Source organism: Paenibacillus typhae (assembly GCF_900099765.1).
Taxonomy (GTDB): Bacteria; Bacillota; Bacilli; order Paenibacillales; family Paenibacillaceae; genus Paenibacillus_AQ; species Paenibacillus_AQ typhae.
Window position 1 is genome coordinate 195242 of record NZ_FNDX01000004.1, and the last position, 21748, is coordinate 216989.

13 protein-coding genes and 1 pseudogene are annotated in these 21748 nt (G+C 54.7%); 5 read left to right on the forward strand and 9 right to left on the reverse strand.

Translation table 11 applies throughout. The features are described 5' to 3' along the window. Positions 1–607: 607 nt before the first annotated feature. The gene (locus BLR64_RS05585; RefSeq protein ID WP_090713017.1) at positions 608–1477 is read left to right on the forward strand and encodes an aldo/keto reductase; all 870 of its coding nucleotides are present in this window, start codon (positions 608–610) and stop codon (positions 1475–1477) included. Positions 1478–1491: 14 nt separating this feature from the next. Beyond that, positions 1492–1899: pseudogene (locus BLR64_RS05590) on the forward strand (cupin domain-containing protein). Positions 1900–2014: 115 nt separating this feature from the next. Here the strand turns inward: BLR64_RS05590 and BLR64_RS05595 are convergent. The 5 genes from BLR64_RS05595 to BLR64_RS05615 form a co-directional block, all read right to left on the reverse strand. Beyond that, the gene (locus tag BLR64_RS05595; RefSeq protein ID WP_090713019.1) at positions 2015–5563 is read right to left on the reverse strand and encodes a glycoside hydrolase family 2 TIM barrel-domain containing protein; all 3549 of its coding nucleotides are present in this window, start codon (positions 5561–5563) and stop codon (positions 2015–2017) included. Between the two features lie 45 nt (positions 5564–5608). After that, positions 5609–7207, reverse strand: coding sequence for an extracellular solute-binding protein (locus BLR64_RS05600; RefSeq protein ID WP_090713021.1), 1599 nt, complete (start codon positions 7205–7207; stop codon positions 5609–5611). A gap of 200 nt (positions 7208–7407) precedes the next feature. Further along, entirely contained in the window at positions 7408–8202 is a 795-nt protein-coding gene (locus BLR64_RS05605) for a Nif3-like dinuclear metal center hexameric protein (RefSeq protein WP_090713023.1), read from the reverse strand. 12 nt (positions 8203–8214) lie between these two features. Next, positions 8215–10347, reverse strand: a complete 2133-nt coding sequence (locus BLR64_RS05610; protein ID WP_090713025.1) for an alpha-glucuronidase family glycosyl hydrolase — start codon at positions 10345–10347, stop codon at positions 8215–8217. 408 nt (positions 10348–10755) lie between these two features. Beyond that, a complete protein-coding gene (locus BLR64_RS05615; protein WP_090713027.1) occupies positions 10756–12912 on the reverse strand; it encodes a glycoside hydrolase family 52 protein in 2157 nt (718 codons plus the stop codon). A gap of 179 nt (positions 12913–13091) precedes the next feature. Here BLR64_RS05615 and BLR64_RS05620 point away from each other — a divergent pair, with 179 nt between their 5' ends. Both BLR64_RS05620 and BLR64_RS05625 read left to right on the forward strand, forming a co-directional pair. Continuing rightward, a complete protein-coding gene (locus tag BLR64_RS05620; protein WP_090713028.1) occupies positions 13092–14000 on the forward strand; it encodes an AraC family transcriptional regulator in 909 nt (302 codons plus the stop codon). Beyond that, positions 13997–14488 carry an LURP-one-related/scramblase family protein gene (locus BLR64_RS05625; RefSeq protein WP_090713030.1) on the forward strand — a complete coding sequence of 164 codons (492 nt, stop codon included), beginning with the start codon at positions 13997–13999 and terminating at the stop codon, positions 14486–14488. The genes BLR64_RS05620 and BLR64_RS05625 overlap by 4 nt, the downstream gene beginning before the upstream one ends. A 100-nt stretch (positions 14489–14588) precedes the next feature. Here BLR64_RS05625 and BLR64_RS05630 read toward each other — a convergent pair whose 3' ends face one another. Further along, positions 14589–16040: a 6-phospho-beta-glucosidase gene (locus tag BLR64_RS05630; RefSeq protein ID WP_090713032.1), complete on the reverse strand. Its 1452-nt coding sequence runs from the start codon at positions 16038–16040 to the stop codon at positions 14589–14591. 43 nt (positions 16041–16083) lie between these two features. Then, positions 16084–18678: a glycosylhydrolase-like jelly roll fold domain-containing protein gene (locus BLR64_RS05635; protein WP_090713034.1), complete on the reverse strand. Its 2595-nt coding sequence runs from the start codon at positions 18676–18678 to the stop codon at positions 16084–16086. Between the two features lie 131 nt (positions 18679–18809). Here BLR64_RS05635 and BLR64_RS05640 point away from each other — a divergent pair, with 131 nt between their 5' ends. Beyond that, on the forward strand, positions 18810–19853 hold the full coding sequence (locus tag BLR64_RS05640) for an AraC family transcriptional regulator (protein WP_090713036.1): 1044 nt from the start codon (positions 18810–18812) through the stop codon (positions 19851–19853). 10 nt (positions 19854–19863) lie between these two features. On the opposite strand, the gene BLR64_RS05645 is transcribed toward BLR64_RS05640, so the two are convergent. Continuing rightward, positions 19864–21261 carry a glucose PTS transporter subunit IIA gene (locus BLR64_RS05645; RefSeq protein ID WP_244157622.1) on the reverse strand — a complete coding sequence of 466 codons (1398 nt, stop codon included), beginning with the start codon at positions 21259–21261 and terminating at the stop codon, positions 19864–19866. After that, entirely contained in the window at positions 21152–21745 is a 594-nt protein-coding gene (locus tag BLR64_RS30720; RefSeq protein ID WP_244157623.1) for a PTS transporter subunit EIIB, read from the reverse strand. Before BLR64_RS30720 ends, BLR64_RS05645 begins: the two co-directional genes overlap by 110 nt. Between the last annotated feature and the right edge of the window lie 3 nt (positions 21746–21748).

Consider the following 21748-nt stretch of genomic DNA (forward strand, 5'->3'; position numbering starts at 1 on the left):
CGCTTGGGGCAAATTCAAAGGCATTTTTGCCTTTGATTTCGGCCATCACAATAAAGCAGCCGGTCATCCAGACCGGCTGCTTATGTTACACTAGACGGGAATTGATACGGAGGATGGGACTCCCGTTCTCTTTTATCCGTACAGAGTGCACTCCTGCACTGTTCTTTCTAACAAAATGCCTACTTGTTTTGCCACTTCGGCAGGCGGACTGGACTGGGCATTCCTTTTACAATCTATCATTCGCCCCCCTACTATGCAGTTGCCATAAATTGCAGCACGCCACGCCCCCTTCTGATAACGCCCGATTCTTCTCTACGGTAAGATCCACCTCTTCATGAAACTCTTTTATGTTCTGGGTTGAGCTTGTTTAATAAGTCATATTTATCCTGATAATGAAGATGGTCATTCCAGACACGCCAGCTACTCTTGAATGATTGACACTTTGGTTCAATATGTCTAGTAATCGACAAATTTGCTGAAATTAGCGATTGAATACAATTGTGATTATTTTATTATATACATATGTCAAATAGACGATCCATATCGATTAGTGCGCATTTCAATATTTTGCGAGCTGCCATTCTGAAAAGGAAAAGGAGATAATCATATGTTTAGCGAAGCTTTCAAATTAGCAAATGGTGTTGAAATTCCAAAGTTAGGCCTGGGGACCTGGCTGCTTGATGATGAACAGGCTGCCCGGGCTGTACGTGATGCGGTGTCCATCGGCTATCGCCATATTGATACTGCTCAAGCTTATATGAATGAAGCGGGTGTAGGTGAAGGAGTCCGTTCCAGCGGAATTTCGAGAGAAGAGCTTTTTATCACGACAAAGGTAGTAGCAGAAGCAAAGAGCTATGATGCTGTAATGCAATCCATTCATAAATCTTTAGCCAAAACGGGGCTGGATTACATCGATCTTCTGATTATCCACAGCCCGCAGCCCTGGAACGAATTCCGCGGAGAGAAACGTTATTTTGCGGAAAACAAAGAAGCATGGAGAGCCATGGAGGACGCTTATAAGGCAGGTAAGGTTAAGGCCATCGGTCTTTCTAACTTCCTGCAGGACGATATAGAAAATATACTTGAGAGCTGTGAGATTAAGCCGATGGTCAATCAAATTCTGGCCCATGTGAGCAATACTCCATTCCAATTGATTGAGTTCTGCCAGAACAATGATATCCTGGTCGAGGCCTATTCACCGATTGCGCACGGTGCTATTCTTGATCATCCGGAGGTTAAGGAAATTGCAGGAAAGTATGGAGTATCTGTAGCCCAGCTCAGCCTTCGATACGATATTCAGCTTGGTCTTGTGGTCATTCCCAAGACGGCGAACCCGGAGCATATGCGAATCAATGCCGAGCTTGATTTTGTGATCAGCGATACGGATATGGAGACTTTGAAGAATGTTGAGACCATTCAACATTATGGTGAGCACAACTTCTTCCCGGTCTTCGGCGAGAAAAACAAAGTGAATTAAGGGGAGGAAACGAAATGGCAAAACATGAAGAAGTTGCAAACGGCGTGATTTTCCCTATTGGCGAAAAGAATGAAGCATTTGCAAAATATTTTATCGGACAAAGCTACTTCAAACTGCTGGTTGCTGATCCTGAAATCAATGTAGGGGTAGGAAATGTGACCTTTGAACCGGGTTGCCGGAATAACTGGCATATTCATAGAAACGGCTATCAGCTTTTACTTGTAACTGGCGGCGAAGGCTGGTATCAGGAAGAAGGACAACCGGCACAATTGTTAAAAGCAGGCGATGTCGTTGTTACCCATGATGGTGTAAAACACTGACACGGCGCAACAAGGGACAGCTGGTTTGAACATATAGCAATCACTGCAGGTACACCCGAATGGCTTGAGCCAGTCTCAGAGGAGCAATATAACAATCTTTAACGGGTATGATAAAGGCAGCCGGTCTAAGCGACCGGCTGCCTTTATTGATGATACTGACATTGAATCATTGCTAAGCGGGTCAATGATTCGCTTAACGGTCTCCCCTTCCAGAGGATCAATCTCCTTCTCCTGCTTGCAGAAACCGGAACCACCGCAGGTCAAAGTTACTGCCCGGCAGGAACAGGAATGTCACAGTGTGTGCACCATACACTGGCTCTAGCGTAAATTCCCGCACCGTATAGCTGTCCGCTCCTTGGAATTCAACAAGCTGCTTAGAGTCGCCGTCGGGGCCGCTGAACAGCAGGTGCACGGTATTGTTAGCAAGCCCGGAACGGCCGCAAATCTGCAGACTCACTGCGCCATGCTTACCGAAATCCATGTCCTCGTAGATCAGCGACACGTTGTTGCCGATCCCCTCAATCGCATGCTCTGTGACGGAGAAGGTATCGCCGTAAATCCGGCTGTTATCCAGGGCACCGAGACGGGCAAACGCTTTGTGCCGGCGGGCAAACGAGATGCCCTTGAGGTGAATCTTTTTCCGCAGGATGAAGGAAATCGTTGTAATGCCGCGCAGCTGGCGGGGCAGCTTGTAGGTCTCCTCCTGATATACATTCCAGCGGGACGGCTTCCGGTACAATACGGTATCCAGCAGCACCGCGCCGGACTGGCCCGGAATTCCTTCCCAGATCTCGATGGGATATTCCTCGCTATCCAGTGCGAATACAGGCATTGTCAATTCATCTGCGCCGTAGCTGCCAAAGTCAATCCGCTCGAAGCAGATCAGGCTCTCCCCTTCACGCGCCGTCGCTACGCCGCGTTCATTGCCGTTGGTCAGGTTGTAGCTGGCGCTGCTGTGATAGGCGGCGGAGATGAATTCATAAGGATTCAGATAAGCCTGGCCGAAGCCGCTAAGCTTGATCTCCATCTGTGAATAGATCCGGATGCCCTCTGCCCCGTTGCGCACTCCGCACCGCACAAAGACATCGCCGTCCCCGAGAGGGGTAACCAGCACTTCCTGTCCCTTAACCTCAAGCGCAGCAATATTGGAATCTACCCCGGCCGCATTAGTGATGCGCCATTCCACATCCTGATAAGTGGCGTTCTCCGGATGCAGCTTCACGCGGATGGGCAAGCCGGACTTATCCGGGGTCAGCAGCGTGCCCTCCGGACAGAGGATCTCCAGCTTCCGCACCGGCACCTCAGGCAAGGCTTCGCCGCTGGCGTGTCCAGCCTTCAAGCCGGCTCCCCGCCAGGCTTCCAGCGGGCAATCTGCATAGAGCACCCGTTCTTCCGGCTCTGCCCCCGTATCCGTAACAGCAGGCACGGACTGCAGCACGATCTCAGCACCGGCAATACCTGCCGACTCCGCGCGCAGCGTAATCGCCCCCGGCTCCAGTGTACCGGCAATAATCGCCAGCAGCTTGCCGCTGAACATCCGGCGGCTTGCGCCTTTGTAGGCATCGTAATCGGTGCTGTCCCCGTTATCCAGGCCGACCAGCCGTCCCGGTCCTTCGATGCCCAGCAGTACCCGGTTGTTGGCATTCTCCACAGGGAGACCGGCTGCATCTGCAGCAGTAATCGTGACGAAGATCAGATCCTGCCCGTCAGCAGCAAGCTCCTGCTTGTCTGCTGCCAGCACAAGGGAGGAGGCATCGCCGAAGGAAGCCCTCTGCTCTGAGGCAATCACCTGACCCTGTTCATCATAGGCATCGGCCCGGAGAACCCCAGCCTTGTACGGCAGCTGCCAGTTCCCTACGAGCTGCAGGCCGTGTTCATGGTCAATATCATAGGTTCCCTGCGATACGTCATCCAGAAACAGCTCAATCCGCGGGGCGTTAGAGCAGACACGAACATCGATCAGCTGCCCCTCCGAGAAATCCCAGTACGGGAAGATATGAATCATCGGAGCGGTGCGGTAATCCGTCCATTCCGCCTGATAAATATAATAGGAATCCTTCGGGAACCCGGCGGTGTCCAGCTGTCCGAAGTAAGAGTTCTTGGTATGGTACGGTGTCGGTTCCCCGATATAGTCGAAGCCGGTCCAGAGGAACTGTCCCAGGGAATACTTGGCGTCCCGGTCTCCGGTGATGCAGGTTTCTGTATTCTTCGCGCCCCAGCTGGTCGAGCTGTTGCCAAGCGCTGAACACTGCAGGTCATCGTCGGCAAGCACCGGCTGCTCCAGCGGAAAATGATAGACTCCCCGGCTCTGCACCGTCGAGCAGGTCTCGCTGCCGTAGATCATCCAGTCCGGATGCTCCGCATGATGCGTGTCATAATATTTCTCGCCGTAGTTATACCCGGCAACCTTGACAATGTCTGCACATTTCTGTGCATTCTCCCACGGCATATAGTTAGAGCCGATCGTCACAAAACCGTTGCCGCGCGGGTCGTGCAGCAGCACCTCATCCTGAAGCATCCGGGTAACCTCCTGGCCCCGATCACCAGCGTGAGTATCATAGATTTCGTTGCCGATGCTCCACATGATCAGGCTCGGGCGGTTCCGGTCGCGCCGGACCCAGCTGGCGATATCCTTCCTCCACCATTCCGGGAAAAAACGGGCATAGTCGTAAGGCGTCTTACTGCGCTCCCACATGTCAAACGCCTCCGAAACGATCAGCACGCCCATTTCATCCGCCAGCTCCATCAGCTCGACCGCAGGCATATTATGGGCGGTGCGGATGGCGTTCACGCCCATCTCCTGCAGCAGCACAATCTGCCGGCGCAGCGCAGCTGTATTAACTGCTGCCCCCAGTGCACCCAGATCATGATGCTGGCATACCCCATTTAGCTTAAAGGAGCGGCCGTTCAGGAAAAATCCCTTGTCACTGTCCAGCTCCACTGTCCGGAAGCCGAACCGCTCGCGTTCCTCCTGGATAACGGTCCCGCCGGCCAGCAGTTCTGTCTTTAGCCAGTACAGGCTAGGACTGGCAATGTCCCAGAGCGCCGGCTGTTCCACTGTCAGCCTGCTGTGGGCATGCACAGTCCCGCGGCTGTCCGCCATCAGCACTGCGGACTCCTCCAGGGCTACTGCATTACCGTCCCCGTCCAGCACCGTATGGCGGAGCGTGTACGCTGCTTTTTCCACGCCGGCTGCATGGTTCTGTCCGTCGTCTCCCGGCCAGCCGGCAGTTTCCGCCAGCTCCAGCTCTGCATCCACATCCACCGTCCAGTTCCCGCCGTCCGCCAGCCGCGCAGCAATGTAGATTCCGTCAGCCGCAATATGGCTAAGCGGGTATTCTCGCAGCCACACCGAGCGGTAGATACCTGCGCCGGAATACCAGCGGGAATTCGGCGATTCATGGACGACCCGCATCACAATGCGGTTATCGCCTTCCTGCAAATAAGGCGTAATGTCAAACTCAAAGGTGGAATACCCATACTTCCACTCCCCCGCCTCCTGTCCGTTCACATACAGTGTAGAATCCATGTATACGCCTTCAAACCGCAGAGAGTAACAGCGCTCCGGCGATATTTTATCCAGAATATGCGTCTTGCTGTACCAGCCCTCCCCGTTCTCGTAAAGCGCATTCGTATCGTAGATGAGCCAGTCATGCGGCAGGGTAACGGGCATCCAGTCCGCCTCTGCCATTACTTTTGTCAGCTCAGAGCCCAGCGGCTGCCTGCTGAACTGCCAGCCCCCGTTCCATTTGCGTGCAGTATTCATTCTGTCCTCTCCTCCTGTATCTTTTTTTCCGGATACCGCCCGGTCTCACCGCTCCAAATAACGTTCATAGGCAGCCTGCTGAATGTCCAGCGCCCGCTCGATCCCCATATCCCGCATCTGCTGCACATATTTGTCGTAGTTATCCGCCGGTTCGGTGCCGAGAATGATTCGGAGCTCCGCTTCCTTCACCAGGGTGTTGATGTCGTTCATAATGCTGCCCAGCTCGTCGGATTCCTCGCCTGTCGGCGTAACCGGCGGGAGCAGATGGCGCTCGTGGTTCGTATTCTTCCAGATGTCCAGGGCCGCTGTGGTCTGGGCATACTTCACCGGCAGGTGATTATCCTGCTGAATCATGGGAAAGTTCGTGCTGTGCGAGTATTTGAGCATCACCTTATCACTGGAAATACCGTCCGGGTTATTCGCCACAAAGTCCGTGTACACCGGCTCGCCGCCCACCAAAGTATACGTAGTCCCCTCGATGCCGAAGGTATTCAGCATACTTCCCTCTTCGGTAAAAGCATAATCCAGCCACCGCATCGCCGCCTCCACATGCTTCGTATTAGCCGAAATAGCCGCGGAGTAAGTTCCGGCATAGGCATTGTCGAGCTGGCCGAACTCCGGCGTCTCCCCCTTGGCTGCTGCAGGATACGGAGCGGCTGCAAAATCAGCATGTTCGCCTGCAGCCTGTGCTGCCGAATTGTAGCTCTCAATGTAAAATTGCCAGCCGATTGTCGCTCCGCTCTCGCCGGAGGTCATTTTTTTATCCACAGTCGCCGCATCGATGGAGGCAAAATCCTTGTCGATCAGCCCCTCCTTATACCACTGGGCCATCGTCTTCAGGTACTCCTTATATTCCGGCTCCAGGTACCCATAGACCACCTTCCCGTCATTGACATAGAAATTGCCCATCACCCCGAAGGCGCCGGCAAATCCGCCGGTCCGCTCACCCAGGAACAAGGTCCGGAGCGTCAGCGGGGCGGCAGCCAGTTTCTGTTCTTTAAAGGCGGTCAGCACCGTATGCCACTCGTCGATCGTCTCCGGGATGCCAAGCCCCAGCTCGTCCAGCCAGTCCTGGCGGATGATCGGTCCGCCGTACACCCTGCCGTTTTCCGAACGGATGAACGGGAAGGCATAGTAGGTTCCGGCATCGGTTTTAATCATTTTGTCAATTTCCGGATGCTCGGCAAGCGTCCGTTTCAGGTTGGGGGCATACTGGTCAATCAGACCGTTCAGCTTGAGAATATAGCCCTGCTCCACCGCTTTATCGGGACCGCCGGGGAACTGCAGCCAGGTGTTGAGAAAAATATCCGGCAGCTCGCCTGACGCCAGCAGCAGACTGAATTTCTGGTCAGTCATCGGCGTGCCTCCGAGCTGCCTGATCCGGATCCCCGTCCTGAGCTCATACTCGTCATCGATCGGCAGACGCTCCGGCGTCCCGCCCAGCTGTTCATTCATAAAGGTGAGTGTGATATCCCCCGCCATCGGATAGGAAAAATCAGCGGATTCTGCAGACGGATTGCCCGAAGGTGTCTTCAAAGCGCTTTCATTATTAGAGCCCTCGCATCCTCCGGCAAGCAGGACAATGCCCAGTAAAAAAACGGCTGAATGCCTGGCCCTTCCTTCTCTCCAATTGTTGATCAACATGATGACCTCCACTGTGAATTCTGGTCCGGCGAACATACTGTGCGATTTCATGCACCTTCAATGTAAGCTATAACCAGCGCCCGGAGCAATGTTCAATATGCAAAATGGATTGTCATTATCATAAAAAAGCCTGCTATATCCCGCTATTGGGACACGCGAGCAAAACCAAAAACCTCCTTGGCAGCAAGGAGGTTCTGGCGTTAAATCACTTCAAACACCGGACGTTCCGGGATAAAATGCACCGGCACCGCCGGAAACTGCGCCGCCAGCCGCTCTGCCAGCAGCTTCATGCCCGGCGCCTCACTCTCGGCGTGCCCAAGCATGATCAATGCTTTGCTGCGCCCCTGCTGCAGCGCATCCCTGACATATTCCGGCGTCTCCCATTCCGGTCCCTCCCCGGCAATAATCAGGTCCAGGCCTTCTTCCCCGTACAGGGGAATCACCTGCTGGCCTCCGCCCCGGTAGCCGACCAGGATGCCAATTGTGCGGCAGGCCGTCGAAAGATCTCCCGCTGCACGCACATAGGCAATCTGCAGCTTACTTTTCACATGCTCCGCGGCCTCTCTGGCCGTCATCGGCGGGAGCGTCAGAAGGGACACCGCAGGGCGGTGCTCCGTCACATACTCCTGCCAGCCCAGTGCCGTAATCAGTCCTTCGGTAATCCCGTCCGGTGTATAGCGGTGCACATAATCGTGAAAACGGTAAATACTGATTTGCGCTTCGGCAATCAGCGCCGATTTCTGCCGGTATACAGGATCATTCCCAAGCTGCTCCCGTTGATCATGATGGCTGTAATAAACCCCCTCATGCGAAATAATGAGGTTCGCACCAAGGGCAGCCGCCTGTTCTATCACATATTGCGAGGCGGTAAATGCGGTGACAATTCCCCGCACCTCCGTCTCCGGTGCTCCTGTCTCCAGCCTGTCTACCGTCTGCTCCGGCGCGGGAATTCCGGCCGTCAGCCAGTCAATAATGGTTCCGAAGGTAATCGTCATGGTCATATCCTCTTAGTAGATGGTGCGTGACGCCTGATCTTCTATCCCGCTTTTACGGTAAAAATACGTGTTGATCTGGTCACGCCACTCCTTGGCATGCGCCGCTTGCCCTGTAAGACGCTGCTCCACCTGCACATACAGATCCTCTCTTACCTTGTCCTTTAAGGTCTGCCAGGAGGACAGCAGCCCTTCCGCCCGCTGCGCACCTTCAAAATGCGTATCATAGATATGCTGGATTACGGTTTTGCCGGAATGGAGCACATGGGTGTACGGCACATGGTGGAAGAACAGCAGCAGCTCATCCGGGCATTCCTCAAGCGATTCGTAGCGGGCAGCGTTGCTGCCGATGTACTGGGCGCTGTATCCGGTTCCCGTCTTCACCGTCCGGTCGACCCCGATCCCTCGGTTGTCGGCATAATGATAGGTGCCCCATTGCGAATATTCATAGCCGTCCACATTCGGCCCGTAATGATGCTCTGGATTGATCATCCAGCCCACACCAAGCGGAGCGGTGTAGGATTCGTAGATTTCCCATGAATCCAGCAAAATCCGGCTGATTACATCCGCCACCTCCGGATTGCTGCCAAAGGTCAGTGCTATCCACTCAGCGGCGATGGCTTCCGCGCTGAGCTCAGGATTCCAGGCCAGGCGGCCGTAGCCGTACAGGTTGGCCTGGGCCAGCAGATGGCCGGTCCAGTTGATGTCATTGCCGGTGTTGGACACCGCCGCAATCCCGCTGTGCCTGTTGCCCCACAGCGAGCCGTCCACGATGCGCTTCACCGGAGAAGCTTCGCCTTTGGCGAGGGTCTGGAATTCCAGCACCTCCTTCCATTGGGGAACCAGGTAGCAGACATGGCGCTGCTGGCCGGTATATTCCTGGGCGATCTGAAATTCAATGATCTGATTAGTCTGCGTAAGTGCCCCGAACAACGGAGAGACCGGCTCTCTGACCTGGAAATCCATCGGCCCGTTTTTGATCTGGAGGATGACATTGTCCTTGAATCTGCCGTCCAGCGGCTTGAAGTGGTCATAGGCTGCCCGCGCACGGTCTGTCTTGCGGTCACGCCAGTCCTGCTTGCAGTTGTAGACGAAGCAGCGCCAGATGACAATGCCGCCGAACGGTTCCAGCGCCTCAGCCAGCATGTTGGCCCCGTCGGCATGGTCGCGTCCGTAGGTGAACGGCCCCGGACGGTTCTCCGAATCCGCCTTCACCACAAAGCCGCCGAAATCCGGGATCACCTGATAGATTTCTGCCGCCTTGTTCTGCCACCAGGTGCGCACGCCCGGATCCAGCGGGTCGGCAGTGCCCACTCCGCCTTCCTGCATTGGCCCGGCAAAATTCACACTCAGGAACAGCCGGATGCCATACACCCGGAACTTGTCAGCGATTTCTGCCACCTGCGGCAGATACTCCGAGATGAACAGTGTCTCCAGTGCGTGGACATTCACATTGTTGATTGCAATGGCATTGATCCCGGCGGAGGACATCAGGCGCGCATAATCGCGCACCCGCTCCATATCCCCGATAAACCGGTTATTCTCATAGAAAAAAGACCTGCCGGCATAGCCCCGCTCCACACTGCCGTCAAAATTATCCCAATGGTTGATCATCCGCAGGCTGTTGACCGGATTCACTGCCTCATCAAGTGCCGCGATGGGCTGAAGCGTGCCAATGAGCCGCAGCAGATGGAATACGCCGTACAGCACCCCGGCAGGTGCGGAGGCACCTACAGCAATGCAGTTATGCTCTGCGCTGGTGCGGATGGCGAAGCCTTCGCGGCCCACCTTGCGGATGTCGGCCTCTGCAAATACGCTGTTAATCAGCGGGTTGCCGCTTCCGAAGGTTCCGAAGGCAATGACATGGCCAGCACTTGTCCCGTCAGAATGCTCCGGGGCATTCGCTGCTGTATCCGCCAGGGCAGCTTCCGCCTGCACCTGCACCTCAATGCCCAGCATCGAAGCAACGCCCTGCTTCCATTCTGCGAGCGCAGCCTGAACCGTGTCGTCCGTCTCTGTAACACTCACCGCTCCGCACCATTTCACATATTGCTCCTGCAGGCTGCCCTGCGGAAGCTCGGGATAGCTTAACCAGGCATTGTACCCCTGGTCCTGTAGCAGATTGTTAATTCCGCCCGCCTCATTCATCCGGGAATCTCCTCCTGATTGTTCCTGATTAATGTTACTTAACACACTCTATTTCTACACACTTGATATACTCAATCATCCTGTCCGCTCTGCGCATACGCCCCACTATCAATTCCATAACTAGCTAAGCACACCCGTCCAGCTCACAGATCACCCTACTCACCCGGCTTGCCTCTCGCTACACTTGACAACTTTAGCTGCACTTTATACAGCTAATCCGGTTACTTTTGCTCCTCTAACCGTTTTAAATGTACTCCGTACACCTATATCGGCGGATTAAGCCCATTCAGTCCGATTTCAGCCAGTTTAGCTGTACCAAATGCAGCTATTTTGTCTAAACGCGGATTTTCCCTGCTTTTAGTTGCACAAACTGCAGTTATAGAGCGTGCCAGCTTTTATCTGCACAATTTATTTAGCAAAGGCCTGCCCTGCCAGCCCGGTCAGCGCCCGGCTGCCCGTGCCTTCCAGCAGCCAGAGGATGGCCGTAACGCCGCGCGGGTAGTATTTGCTGCCGCCGATCAGGCCGCCCAGAATCTGGTCGCTCCAGCACCAGTAGGACAGCTCGGGATGCAGCAGCCAGCCCACATGGGCGGCATCCGCCGCACGGCCGCTCTCCTCCCAAGGCAGATGCAAAATCTCGCGGGCGATAAACTGCGAGAGATAAATTTTACTGAGCCAGGAGTTGTTGCTGGTGGAGGACAGCTTCCAGCCTCCATCTTCGAACAGGCAGACGCCCGGAACCAGTACAGTCTGCAGATGCGTGTTCAGCGCGCTGAGGTACCCGGCGAACCGGCCGGCCGGATCAAGCGCCTCCTCACAGCCGGTGAAGAGCGGGAAGATCAGCCCTTCGATTGCCGGAATGATACGGGAATCATTATTTTCGTTAATGACGGCCGGAATAAACCCTTCACTATTTAACTGCGAAGCAATCGAAGCAGCACATTTCTCCGCCTGCTGTCCCGCTTCTGCCGCCAGCTCCGTCAGCCCCTCCTGTCCGAAAAACTTCTCCAGCGCCACATAGGCCGCCCAGCATTTGCCCGCCATATAAATGTTATTGCGTGACTGTCCCAGCGAGGTGTCCAGACTGTCGTAAGTGGTAATTTCGGCTCCGCCCTGCGTCCGGTTGCTGTCCAGACCCATCAGGCCGTTGCGCTGCTCCTTGTCCGGATGGTCACGGTTCAGCATGCTCTCGAAGCAGGCCCGGAGCACCGGCAGCATGTTGTCCACGAATTCACGGTCTCCGGTCTGTTCAATATAGACGAGCGCCGAGACCAGCCAGTTCACCAGCTCCTCATGACTCATAAAGGAAAAGCAGTCATCCAGCCCCGCCAGCTCATAAGCGGAATATTGCGGACGCGAGAACACATTGGCTACGCCGACATCATGGGTGAAGCTGATGCCGCCAGGATACTCCCTCGTTTCGCCCGGAAACACAACCTTATCCTCATAGCTGTAGCGGTCCACGAACAATTCCAGCTCATTCCGTACCGTCCACGGATTCATTACCAGCTCAAAAAACAGCTGATCCGCCGTCAGATCCAGCGTATTCATCATCCGGTATTCACCTTCGTTGACAATCCACAGATACTTCTCCCCGTCATGCAGCAGCTGCGTGCTTCCGTAATAGCTGTGAATTGCATGCGACAGCATGAAGCTCTGGTCTGCACTAAGCCCGGCCGAGTGAATCCAGGCATCAGCGTCCGTACAGGCAGCGGTCAGTTCACCGAAATGCTCCAGCGCATAACCGGCCACCTCCTCGATATTCCGGAAAAAGCGGGTATACGCATAGCAGGCATCGATCCCTGAAGTTACCAGACCGCCGCGGTAAAAGCAAACCGCAAACCGGTACGTCCGCTTTTCGCCCGCCGGAACGTCCATCAGTACGGCACCCGTGCCGCCCAGTCCAAAGGACAGATTATGCTCAAGCTTGGCCTCCAGAATCTTTTCCATGGTAAAGCCGAGCGCCGACTGCACGCCTTCCTCCGCACAGGCAATAGCCGTCAGCCGGCCTTGTCCGATTCCCTGAAAAGCGCCGCCGCTCGTATCGCCCAGCCTGCGCATGGAGCTGTATGGATCGCTGCCTTCGTAGCCGAAGAAGCCTCTGCGGGCAAAGGTCCCCCGGGTGTTATCGAGCGTAAGCTCGGCATAAACCGCCGGCAGCAGCGCCGCCTTCAGCGATTCATCATCAGCCGTGGACGGATCAGGTACCGACCGGACGGGAGAGTACACCTTGAAGGTCAGGTCCCCCGCCTGCCACGTATCGCTCGCTGTTCCGAGCGTCCGGCTGATCGCCTCATCTTGAAACGCTTTCAAATGAATTCTCGCGGATTCCCCCGCTTTTTCAATATCATATCTGGCTCCGGCATCTGCCACCTGCTCGAAAAAAGGCAGCACCTCATAGCTTTCACCGTCCGCAGACTGAAATCCGATATACATATTCTGGTCAGCCGGTTTGCCCAGCTCCAGCCCGAGCCCTCCGTTTTTACCTTTAAAACCGAGTGTGAAGCTTGCAAATGCCCCGATAGGTGAATGCTGGACATTATAGAATGGATTAGATTTTGTCATAATGGCTCCTTCCTGTTACGCAGCATGCGAGTTTGGCAGTTTATAGATTGCCCATTCTCATCCTATCACGGGGCTCTATGCCGGGAACATTGCCAAATCAGGCAGAAATTTACCCAAATCAAGCTAAACTCCGCTATACTAAAATCTACAGAGAACTTGCTTACCGGGAGGAACCGCCTATGGCTTCAGCTTTTTTGCCGCCTGAACTCGGCCAGAACATTAGTGAAATCATTATCCCTGACGTCAAAACAACGCTGAACCTGTTCGGCATGCATCTGCGGACGGTAAGCGGTGCATGGAGTTATCCAATTCATGCCCACCCGCAATATGAGTTCAACTATGTACTGGACGGGGAGCAGCGGATCATCGTCAACAGCCGCAGCTATACGCAGCGTGCCGGGGATCTGGTTCTTTTGCGGCCGGGAGACTCGCACTCCAGCCAGAGCGGCAACGGGCGGCCGTTCACGTATTTTTGTATCCATTTTGATATCGACGATAAAATTCTCATCTCGCTCTTGAGCCGGCTGCATCATGTATTGTTCAAGGCTGACAGCACGATTGCCCATAAGTTAACGCCCTCACTCACCCGGCTGGTCGATATCTCCCGCCAGATTCACGGGGACATCACAATGTCACAGCGGATGATGCTGCAGTCTGCCGTGTTTGAACTATTCGGCCAGCTGTGGGAGGCCTTCTCTGTTGAGGCCAACCTGCAGGCTTCTGCCAGCTATGAAAAGGTCGAGCTTGCCCACCAGATCCGCAGCCGCCTGCAAGGTCTTGTCTATCAGCAGTTCAAGCAGGATGCGCAGGAAGACCGGACGCTTGGCGTCGATGATATCGCGGCAGAGCTGGGCATCAGCTCCTCGCACTGCTACCGGGTATTCCGGCAGGTGTTCGGCCTCTCACCGAGAGAGTTCCTATCCCGGCAGATGCTCCATGAGGCCAAGGTGCTGCTGGACGATCCGCGTCTGCCGGTCAGCCACATCTCTACGATCCTCGGCTACCGGGATATCGCCCACTTCAGCCGCCAGTTCAAGCGCTGGCACGGCAAATCACCGCGCGAGTACCGCGAAGGAGGTTCATTATGAAGCAGCTATATATGAAGCAGAAGGTATTCAGTCTGAGCGGAAAATTTACAGTGAAGAACCAGCAGGAGCAGGATGTCTATCTGGTAGAAGGCAGCTTTATGCAGATTCCCAAAACGTTCTCCATTATGAATGCCCGCGGAGAGGAGATCGCACTGATTACGAAAAAGGTGTTCAGCTTCCTGCCGAAGTTTTTTGTCGAGGTGAACGGCCGGGAAGTGCTGACGATCAAGAAGGAATTTTCCTTTTTAAAAGCGCGCTATACGATTGATTCAGCCGGCATTGAGGTACGCGGCAACTGGTGGGATATGAACTTTCAGGTCTTACAGCACGGTTCAGTCATTGGTGAGGTCAACAAGGAGTGGTTTACCTGGGGCGACAGCTACAAGATTCAGATTTTGAATGAACAGATGGAGGCCATCATGATTGCGATTGTTGTGGCGATTGACTGCGTGAAGGCTGATCATGCGGCGGCGGGTTCTTCCCAGTAACTCCATCTCTAACAAAAAAACACCTCCAGGGATAATTCTATCGAACGATAGAGCTTACCTTCTGGAGGTGTTTTCTGGCTTTCATCCTATGCAGCTTATCCTAGTACAGCCCGTCCGCCGACAGGTTCCCGCCGTTACTGGCAATAACCTGCTTGTACCAGTGGAAGCTCTTCTTCCGGCTCCGCTGCAGGGTACCGTTGCCGGCGTTGTCCTTGTCGACGTAGATATAGCCGTAACGCTTCTTCATCTCTCCGGTTGAGGCGCTGACCAGATCAATCGGGCCCCAGCTGGTATAGCCGATGATCTCGACGCCGTCCTCAATGGCCTCGCCCATGGCGGCGATATGTCTCTGCAGATAGTCGATCCGGTAGTCGTCGGCTACCTCTCCGCCGGGACCGGGTTCATCGGCAGCGCCCAGCCCGTTCTCGACCACAAACAGCGGCTTCTGGTAGCGGTCATACAGCTGATTGGCTGTAATCCGGAAGCCGAGCGGATCAATCGTCCAGCCCCAGGCCGACTTTTGCAGATACGGATTATCGACCGAGCCGAACACATTGCCGCTGGTCATCCGGCCAAGCACCTCTGGGTCCGTGCTGGCAGTCCGGCTGGCATAGTAGCTGAAGCCGATATAATCCACCGTATTGTGCTTCAGCAGCTCCTCATCGCCCTGCTCCATCTCAACGGTGATGCCGTTATCCTTAAAGAACCGTTTGGCATAGCCGGGATACGCCCCGCGGGACTGAACGTCGATGAAGAAGAATGATTCGCGGTCCTTATTCATCGCATCCCATACATCCTCCGGATTGCACACATACGGATACGTTGATCCGGCGGCCAGCATACAGCCTATCTGCGCATCGGGGATAAGCTCATGACAGGCCTTCACCGCCAGCGCGCTCGCCACCAGCTGATGATGGGCAGCCTGATATTGGATCTGCCGCTTATCCTCCCCCTCACTAAAGACCAGCCCCGCGCCGACAAACGGCAGATGCAGCAGCATGTTAATCTCGTTGAAGGTCATCCAGTACTTCACTTTGTCCTTATAGCGTGTGAACAGCGTAATGGCGTACCGCTCAAACAACCCCACCAGCTTGCGGCTTCTCCAGCTTCCGTACGTCTGCACCAGATGAACCGGCACATCGAAATGTGCGATTGTAACCACCGGCTGTATCCCGTATTTCAGCAGCTCATCGAACAGATGATCATAGAACTCCAGCCCCGGCTCATTTGGCTCGGTATCATTCCCATTCGGAAAAATCCGCGTCCAGGACACCGACACACGCAGCGCCTTGAAGCCCATTTCCGCGAACAGCGCAATATCCTCTTTATAGCGGTGATAAAAGCCGATCGCTTCATGCGACGGATACATCAGCCCCAGCTGCGGCTCAAAAGCATCCAGCTTCCCGCCCATCACAGGCCAGCGCTGCGGCCCTGCCGGAATCAGATCCACCGTCGTCAGCCCTTTGCCGTCCTCCCGGTAAGCCCCTTCCGTCTGATTGGCCGCAATTGCGCCGCCCCACAGGAACCCTGCGGGAAAAGTATATTTTGACATAATATTATGCTCCTTCTGCTTATGCCTCTGTTTCAATCACTTCCTACCGCAGCACAACCGGTCCCAGCAGCCCGGACGGCTCGTGGATCATGTACTGGGACAAGAAATCCTGCTCCTGCTTGCCGAGGTTGTTCGTTACCTCAATGACCAGCCGGTTCTCGCCAAGTACCAGCGCAGTTCCTGCATCAAAGATGTAAGGCGGGCAGATTTTTACACCCAGCTGCTGGCCGTTAAGCGTTACTTCGGCAACCTCGTAGACGCGTCCCAGGTCAAGCACGGCATTGGCCGGAACTTCTTCCTCCAAAGTAAAGGCCAGCTCATAACGCATCGTTCCGGAGAACCGCGCCTTGCCTTCCACTCTGGAGATATCCTGCAGCGAAACCAGCGTCTGCTCTGCTGAAAAGGACGGATAAGCTGTGGCTGTGGCAAAAGAAACGCTCCATTCTCCAGCGATTTCTGCGCCGTCATTCGCCTGCTGCGGAGCAGCCTCGGCTTCCACCCGGCTTTCCAGCAGCACAACGGATTCATACGGATGCAGCACCAGCTGAACCTCAGTTTTACCATCGGCCTGGGACTGCGATACCGGCTTGACCTGATTGGAGAAGCCGTCATAGGCGACAACCGGACGATCTCCGCTTAACGTCACTGTCGTCTCAATCACCTTGTAAGGTTCTTCATTGAAGAACATGTATACATCGCCTTCGGCCTGACGGTAATGATAGCTGCGAAGGTAGGGCTGATGCTCTGAGGTGTGCACATCGTGATGATTTTCTTTGATCAGCTGAGCCGTAAACTCCTCCAGCCCGCATACCGCCGCCTGCTCCAGCAGCGTGCCGTCCGCCTGCTCCCCGTGCTCGTTTCTCACCGGAAGCCCGTCAATAAACTGCACGCGGATACCAGCATCTGTGAACACCTTAACCCGCTCCAGCAGCGCCTGCGGCAGTGCCTCGGCATAAGGGATCACCAGCGCGCTGAACGTCTGTCCGTTAATTGTATACGTGCCGCCGCCCAGCTCAGCCTGTGCAATCAGATCCGCCGGAATGACATCGAACTCGATCTGATGCTGCGCCAGCTCCTTTGCCGGCTTCTGGAACAGCATATACTCACCCAGCCATTCCGCTTCGGCATGATACAGCAGCCCAACGTTCGCAACATGCTGCCCCCCGTTCAGCAGATGGCTGACCCGGTTCAGATAATCAAACAGCACGCTCATGAACCGGTACTGCGGATTGTGGCCTCTGGCATCGAGATGCGGCGGGCAGTCAGGGTCCGGGAACTCTTTTGGCGAAAAAGCATGGGGTACAAAATGGGTCACACCCCGCACCAGCATATGGTCGGTAATCCACTTCATCAGCTTGATGCCTTCCGCCCAGCCGTAAGCCCCGTAGACCTCGCACATGGTGCGGTTCCGCTTTTTGGGATCGAGATGGCCAAGGGAAGCGCCCATTTTGGCCAGTCCATAATGGAAAAACTCCCCGTCCCAGCCCTTGGCCGTCATCGACTTGAACGGTCCTTTGTCCATGCCGGGCATAATCTGGTTCAGCACCACGTCGATGCCGGCCATATCCTGCTCCCAGATCGCTCTGAAAAAATGTCCCGCCCCGTAACCGAGCCGCGCATGCGCATTGTTGTCCTCGATCAGATGGCCGATATACTCTACGCCATGCTCCCGGCACCAGGCCGCCAGTGTTCCGGTGAACGCTTCACCGTACATCCGGCTCACAATGTCCATGTATTTGTAGCGGATGGCGTGCTCTGCACCCTCTGCCTCCACGGTTGAGAGCAGCGGCAGCAGCAGCTTTTCTTCCGCAGTGAACTGCTCCTGCAGCCCTTCTTTCCAAGGCAGCACCATTTCTGCCCGGCCGATCGAGCCGAAGGCCCCGTGCATATTGCCAAACCGCGGCTCATCCGAGAAAAATCCGGCAAACGTCTCGCCGAAATCCGCCGCATAACGGGCATAATGCGATTCGTAGACCTCGCTAATCAGCACCTTTACAGCCTCGGGATCAAGCGGATTCAGATAACCTTCGGTGTGGGGCTCCCCGCCGTGAATGGTCTCCAGCATAATGAAAACCCGCCAGTCTCCTTCCGGGATGTCCCAGTACAGCACACCGTCCTGCTCATGGGAGCTGACATCAGCGAAGCTCGCCGGATCGACGCTGTTCTCACCGGTTCTCCGTGCGGCGATGATGCCCAGCACTTTGTCATTCACAGCCTTGGGAGCTGCAGTCAGACTCATCCGGTTGCCGGGGCTGCCCCATTTTACGAGAAAAGAGGCGTCCTGCAGCGGGCCAACGAAATCAAGCTGATGGATTTTGAGATATTTTTTGACCAGCCCGGGGTGATCGGATTTGATCTTGCCGTTCGCATAGCCCGTAGGGAAATGGGAGTCGTCCAGCAGCCATACCTTCATGCCCCGGCGGCGGGCCTCATCCATAATAATGTCCATGTCGCGCCACCAGCCCTCACCGCAGAAATCGGGGTGCGGACGGGATTCCACGCAAAGGGCGTGTATGCCGGCCTCCTGGATTTTGGCAACCGATTCTCTTAAAAGCGCCTCCGGCTCTCCATGCAGCCACAGAAAAGGAAGCACGTAGTTTTCCTGTTTATTGTCCAGAACCTCAGCAAGTCTTTTCATAAAGGCTCCACTCCTGTCTTCTCTGTCTATTTGATGTATCTGATACCGCAAGTAAGCGGGTGATTGATTTGACTTACCAAACTTAACTTCATATAGTTAATCTTATCTTTGATCAAAGGGGGACTGCAGCCATGCAGAGAGACGAGTTAAGACGGCGGCTGTCCGAGCTGTCGGAAAGCGAGCACCGTCATAAAAAGGATCCTGACAAGGGTCTGCTTATATTCGAACAAATGAACAAGACGGTGAACATTACCGGAAGCCCGGTATATATTCTGGACCTGGATCCTTATTCAACCCAGGCGTGGAGAGACTCCAAATTTCCCGCTAACTCCACCAACTCTTTTCACATCAACCAGATGACGATCCGCCAGCATTCCCGTTACAGTAAAATTCCGATGCATATCCATAACTACGTCGAAATCAATTACGTCTACTCCGGCCAGTGCAAGCAGATTATCGACGGCAAACACGTCACCCTGCGGGAGGGCGATCTGTGCATGCTCGACACCAACGTGCCGCATACCATTCTCGAGACGACCGAGGAGGATATCATCATCAACCTCATTATGCTGAAGCCGTTCTTCACCACAGGTTTTCTGAGCAGGCTGGCGACGACCGGGATCATTTCCAATTTCATCGTGAATGCGATCTCGCAGATTCATAATCACAACCGCCATATTATTTTTCATACCGGCAATGAAATCTCGTTCAAGGAGACGATGGAGAGCCTGATGTGCGAAACGTTTGATCCGGGCTTCTGCTCCAAGGAGATTATCGAATCCTATATGGTCATTGTGTTCAGCAAGCTGCTGCAGTCGTTCCAGGGCGGTCATGACAAGGACTACGGCAATGAGGCCGGCAGGGCCAATCTGATCGAAATCCTGAAATATCTGGAGGATCACTATAAAGACGTCACCCTGATTTCCGTAGCCGAGCATTTCAGCTTCCACCCCAATTACTTCAGCGCCTATCTGAAAAAAGCGACCGGAAGAACGTTCAAGGAGCTTGTGCAGATCCAGCGGATGACCAGTGCCGGCCTCCTCCTGACCAATACTTCGCTTACTGTGGAGGAGGTGGCCGGTGAGGTCGGCTACAACAATCTCGGATTCTTTTACAAAAAATTTGTTGCTTACTACGGCCAGACGCCGAGCGATTACCGCAAGCAGCACCGGTAGTGCAGTATTATTAGCGGATGCTCAGAACCAGCTCGCCTGTCTTGGCTTCACGGCTGCGGTCTGCCTTGAGCTCAACTGACTCATGTTCGGCAGTATTTGTCACGATAACCGGGGTCGTCACCTCGAACTGATTGTCCCGGATCATGCTCCAGTCCACAATGGCCAGCAGCTGGCCTTTTTTAACTGCATCATTCTCCTGAACCTTGAGCTCAAACGGCGCACCCTTCAGCTTGACGGTATTAATCCCCATATGGATCAGCAGCTCCACACCGTCCTCCGATACGATTGCAACTGCATGCTTGGAATTCGCCACGGTTACTACTGTACCGTCGAATGGCGCGTAAACCTTATTATCCGAAGGAATGACGGCGTAACCGCTGCCCATCGCACCGCTTGCGAAGGCTTCGTCCGGCACCTCGCTGAGCGGGATAATTGTGCCTTGAATGGAGTTGTAGACCTGGGTTTTTGTACCCGCCGCTGGTGCTGTACTGCTTGTTCCGGAAGACACCGGAGCTGCTGCGGGAGTCTCCTGTTTGTCCTTGAAGCCGAACAGGTAGGTGAGCACGGTTGCAATCACGACGGCCACCGCACTTGCAATGACATAGGCATAGAAGCTGTTGTCGAGCCCTGCAGGATTAATGAACATCGGAGCTGCAAAAATCCCCCCGCCGCCGAAGCCGAACATCGTCGCACTCATCGCCGCAGTGATTCCGCCGCCAACAGCTCCGGCGATTCCTGCCATGACAAAAGGCTTTTTGTACGGGAGCGAGATCCCGTAAATTGCCGGCTCTGTTACACCCATAAAGGCGGATATGGCAGCCGGACCGGCAATGCTGCGCACCTTCGCATTTCTGGATTTCAGGAACACCCCGAGCGCCGCACCAACCTGGGCAAATACAGAGGCACTGAGGATCGCATTCACCGGATCATACTGCAGCGTTGTAATATTGTTGATCAGCACCGGGATAAAAGCATAATGCAGGCCGAAGATGACAATCAGCTGCCACAGCCCGCCAAGCACAACGCCCGCTATAACCGGACTGAGGTTGTAAATCCACATGGTCGCATCTGCCAGCAGACTGCTTGCTTCCGTCAGTACCGGACCAACCAGCAGGAAGGTCAGGACCCCGGTAACCAGAATGGTAAAGAGCGGAACAAAGAACAGCCGCAGAGAAGCGGGAAGCTTGCGCTCGAACCATTTTTCCAGCTTCGCCGCAACCCAGGCGGCCAGAATAATCGGAAACAGTGACGAGGTGTAGCTGGCCAGCACAACCGGAATCCCGGCAAAGGTCAGACTGTCACCCGCATTGTAGGCGGTAATGACCGACGGATAGACCAGCGCGGCGCCGATGGCTGCCGGGAATAAACGGATTGCCGTTAAATTTCCGGCCGGCCGAGAAGCCGACAATAATCGGCATGAAATAGAACAGGCCGTCTCCAAGCGCATTCAGCAAAATATAGGTGCCGTCTGTTGCCGCCAGCCAGTTCAGCGCCGTCGCCAGCCCCAGCATCCCTTTGATAATCCCGGCAGCGGCCAGCAGGCCGATGATCGGTGAGATAATGCCGACGATTACATCAACGAAGCGGTTAAAGGCATTTTTCTTTTTGCCGGGTGGCGCTGCTTCTGCATCATTCGACACGACCGCTCCGCCGAGCTGGTCCGTGACCTCTTTATAGACCTCTTTTACCTTATTGCCGATGACAACCTGGTATTGGCCCCCGCTTTTGACCACTGTCATAACGCCGTCCAAATTATTGATCGTGTCCGTCTGGGCGACGGATTCATCTTTTAACGTAAATCTTAACCGGGTGACGCAGTGCTCCAGATGGCTGATATTGCTCCGTCCGCCGACGTTCCGGATAATCTCCCGGGCTAAGCTCTGATTGTCCATAGT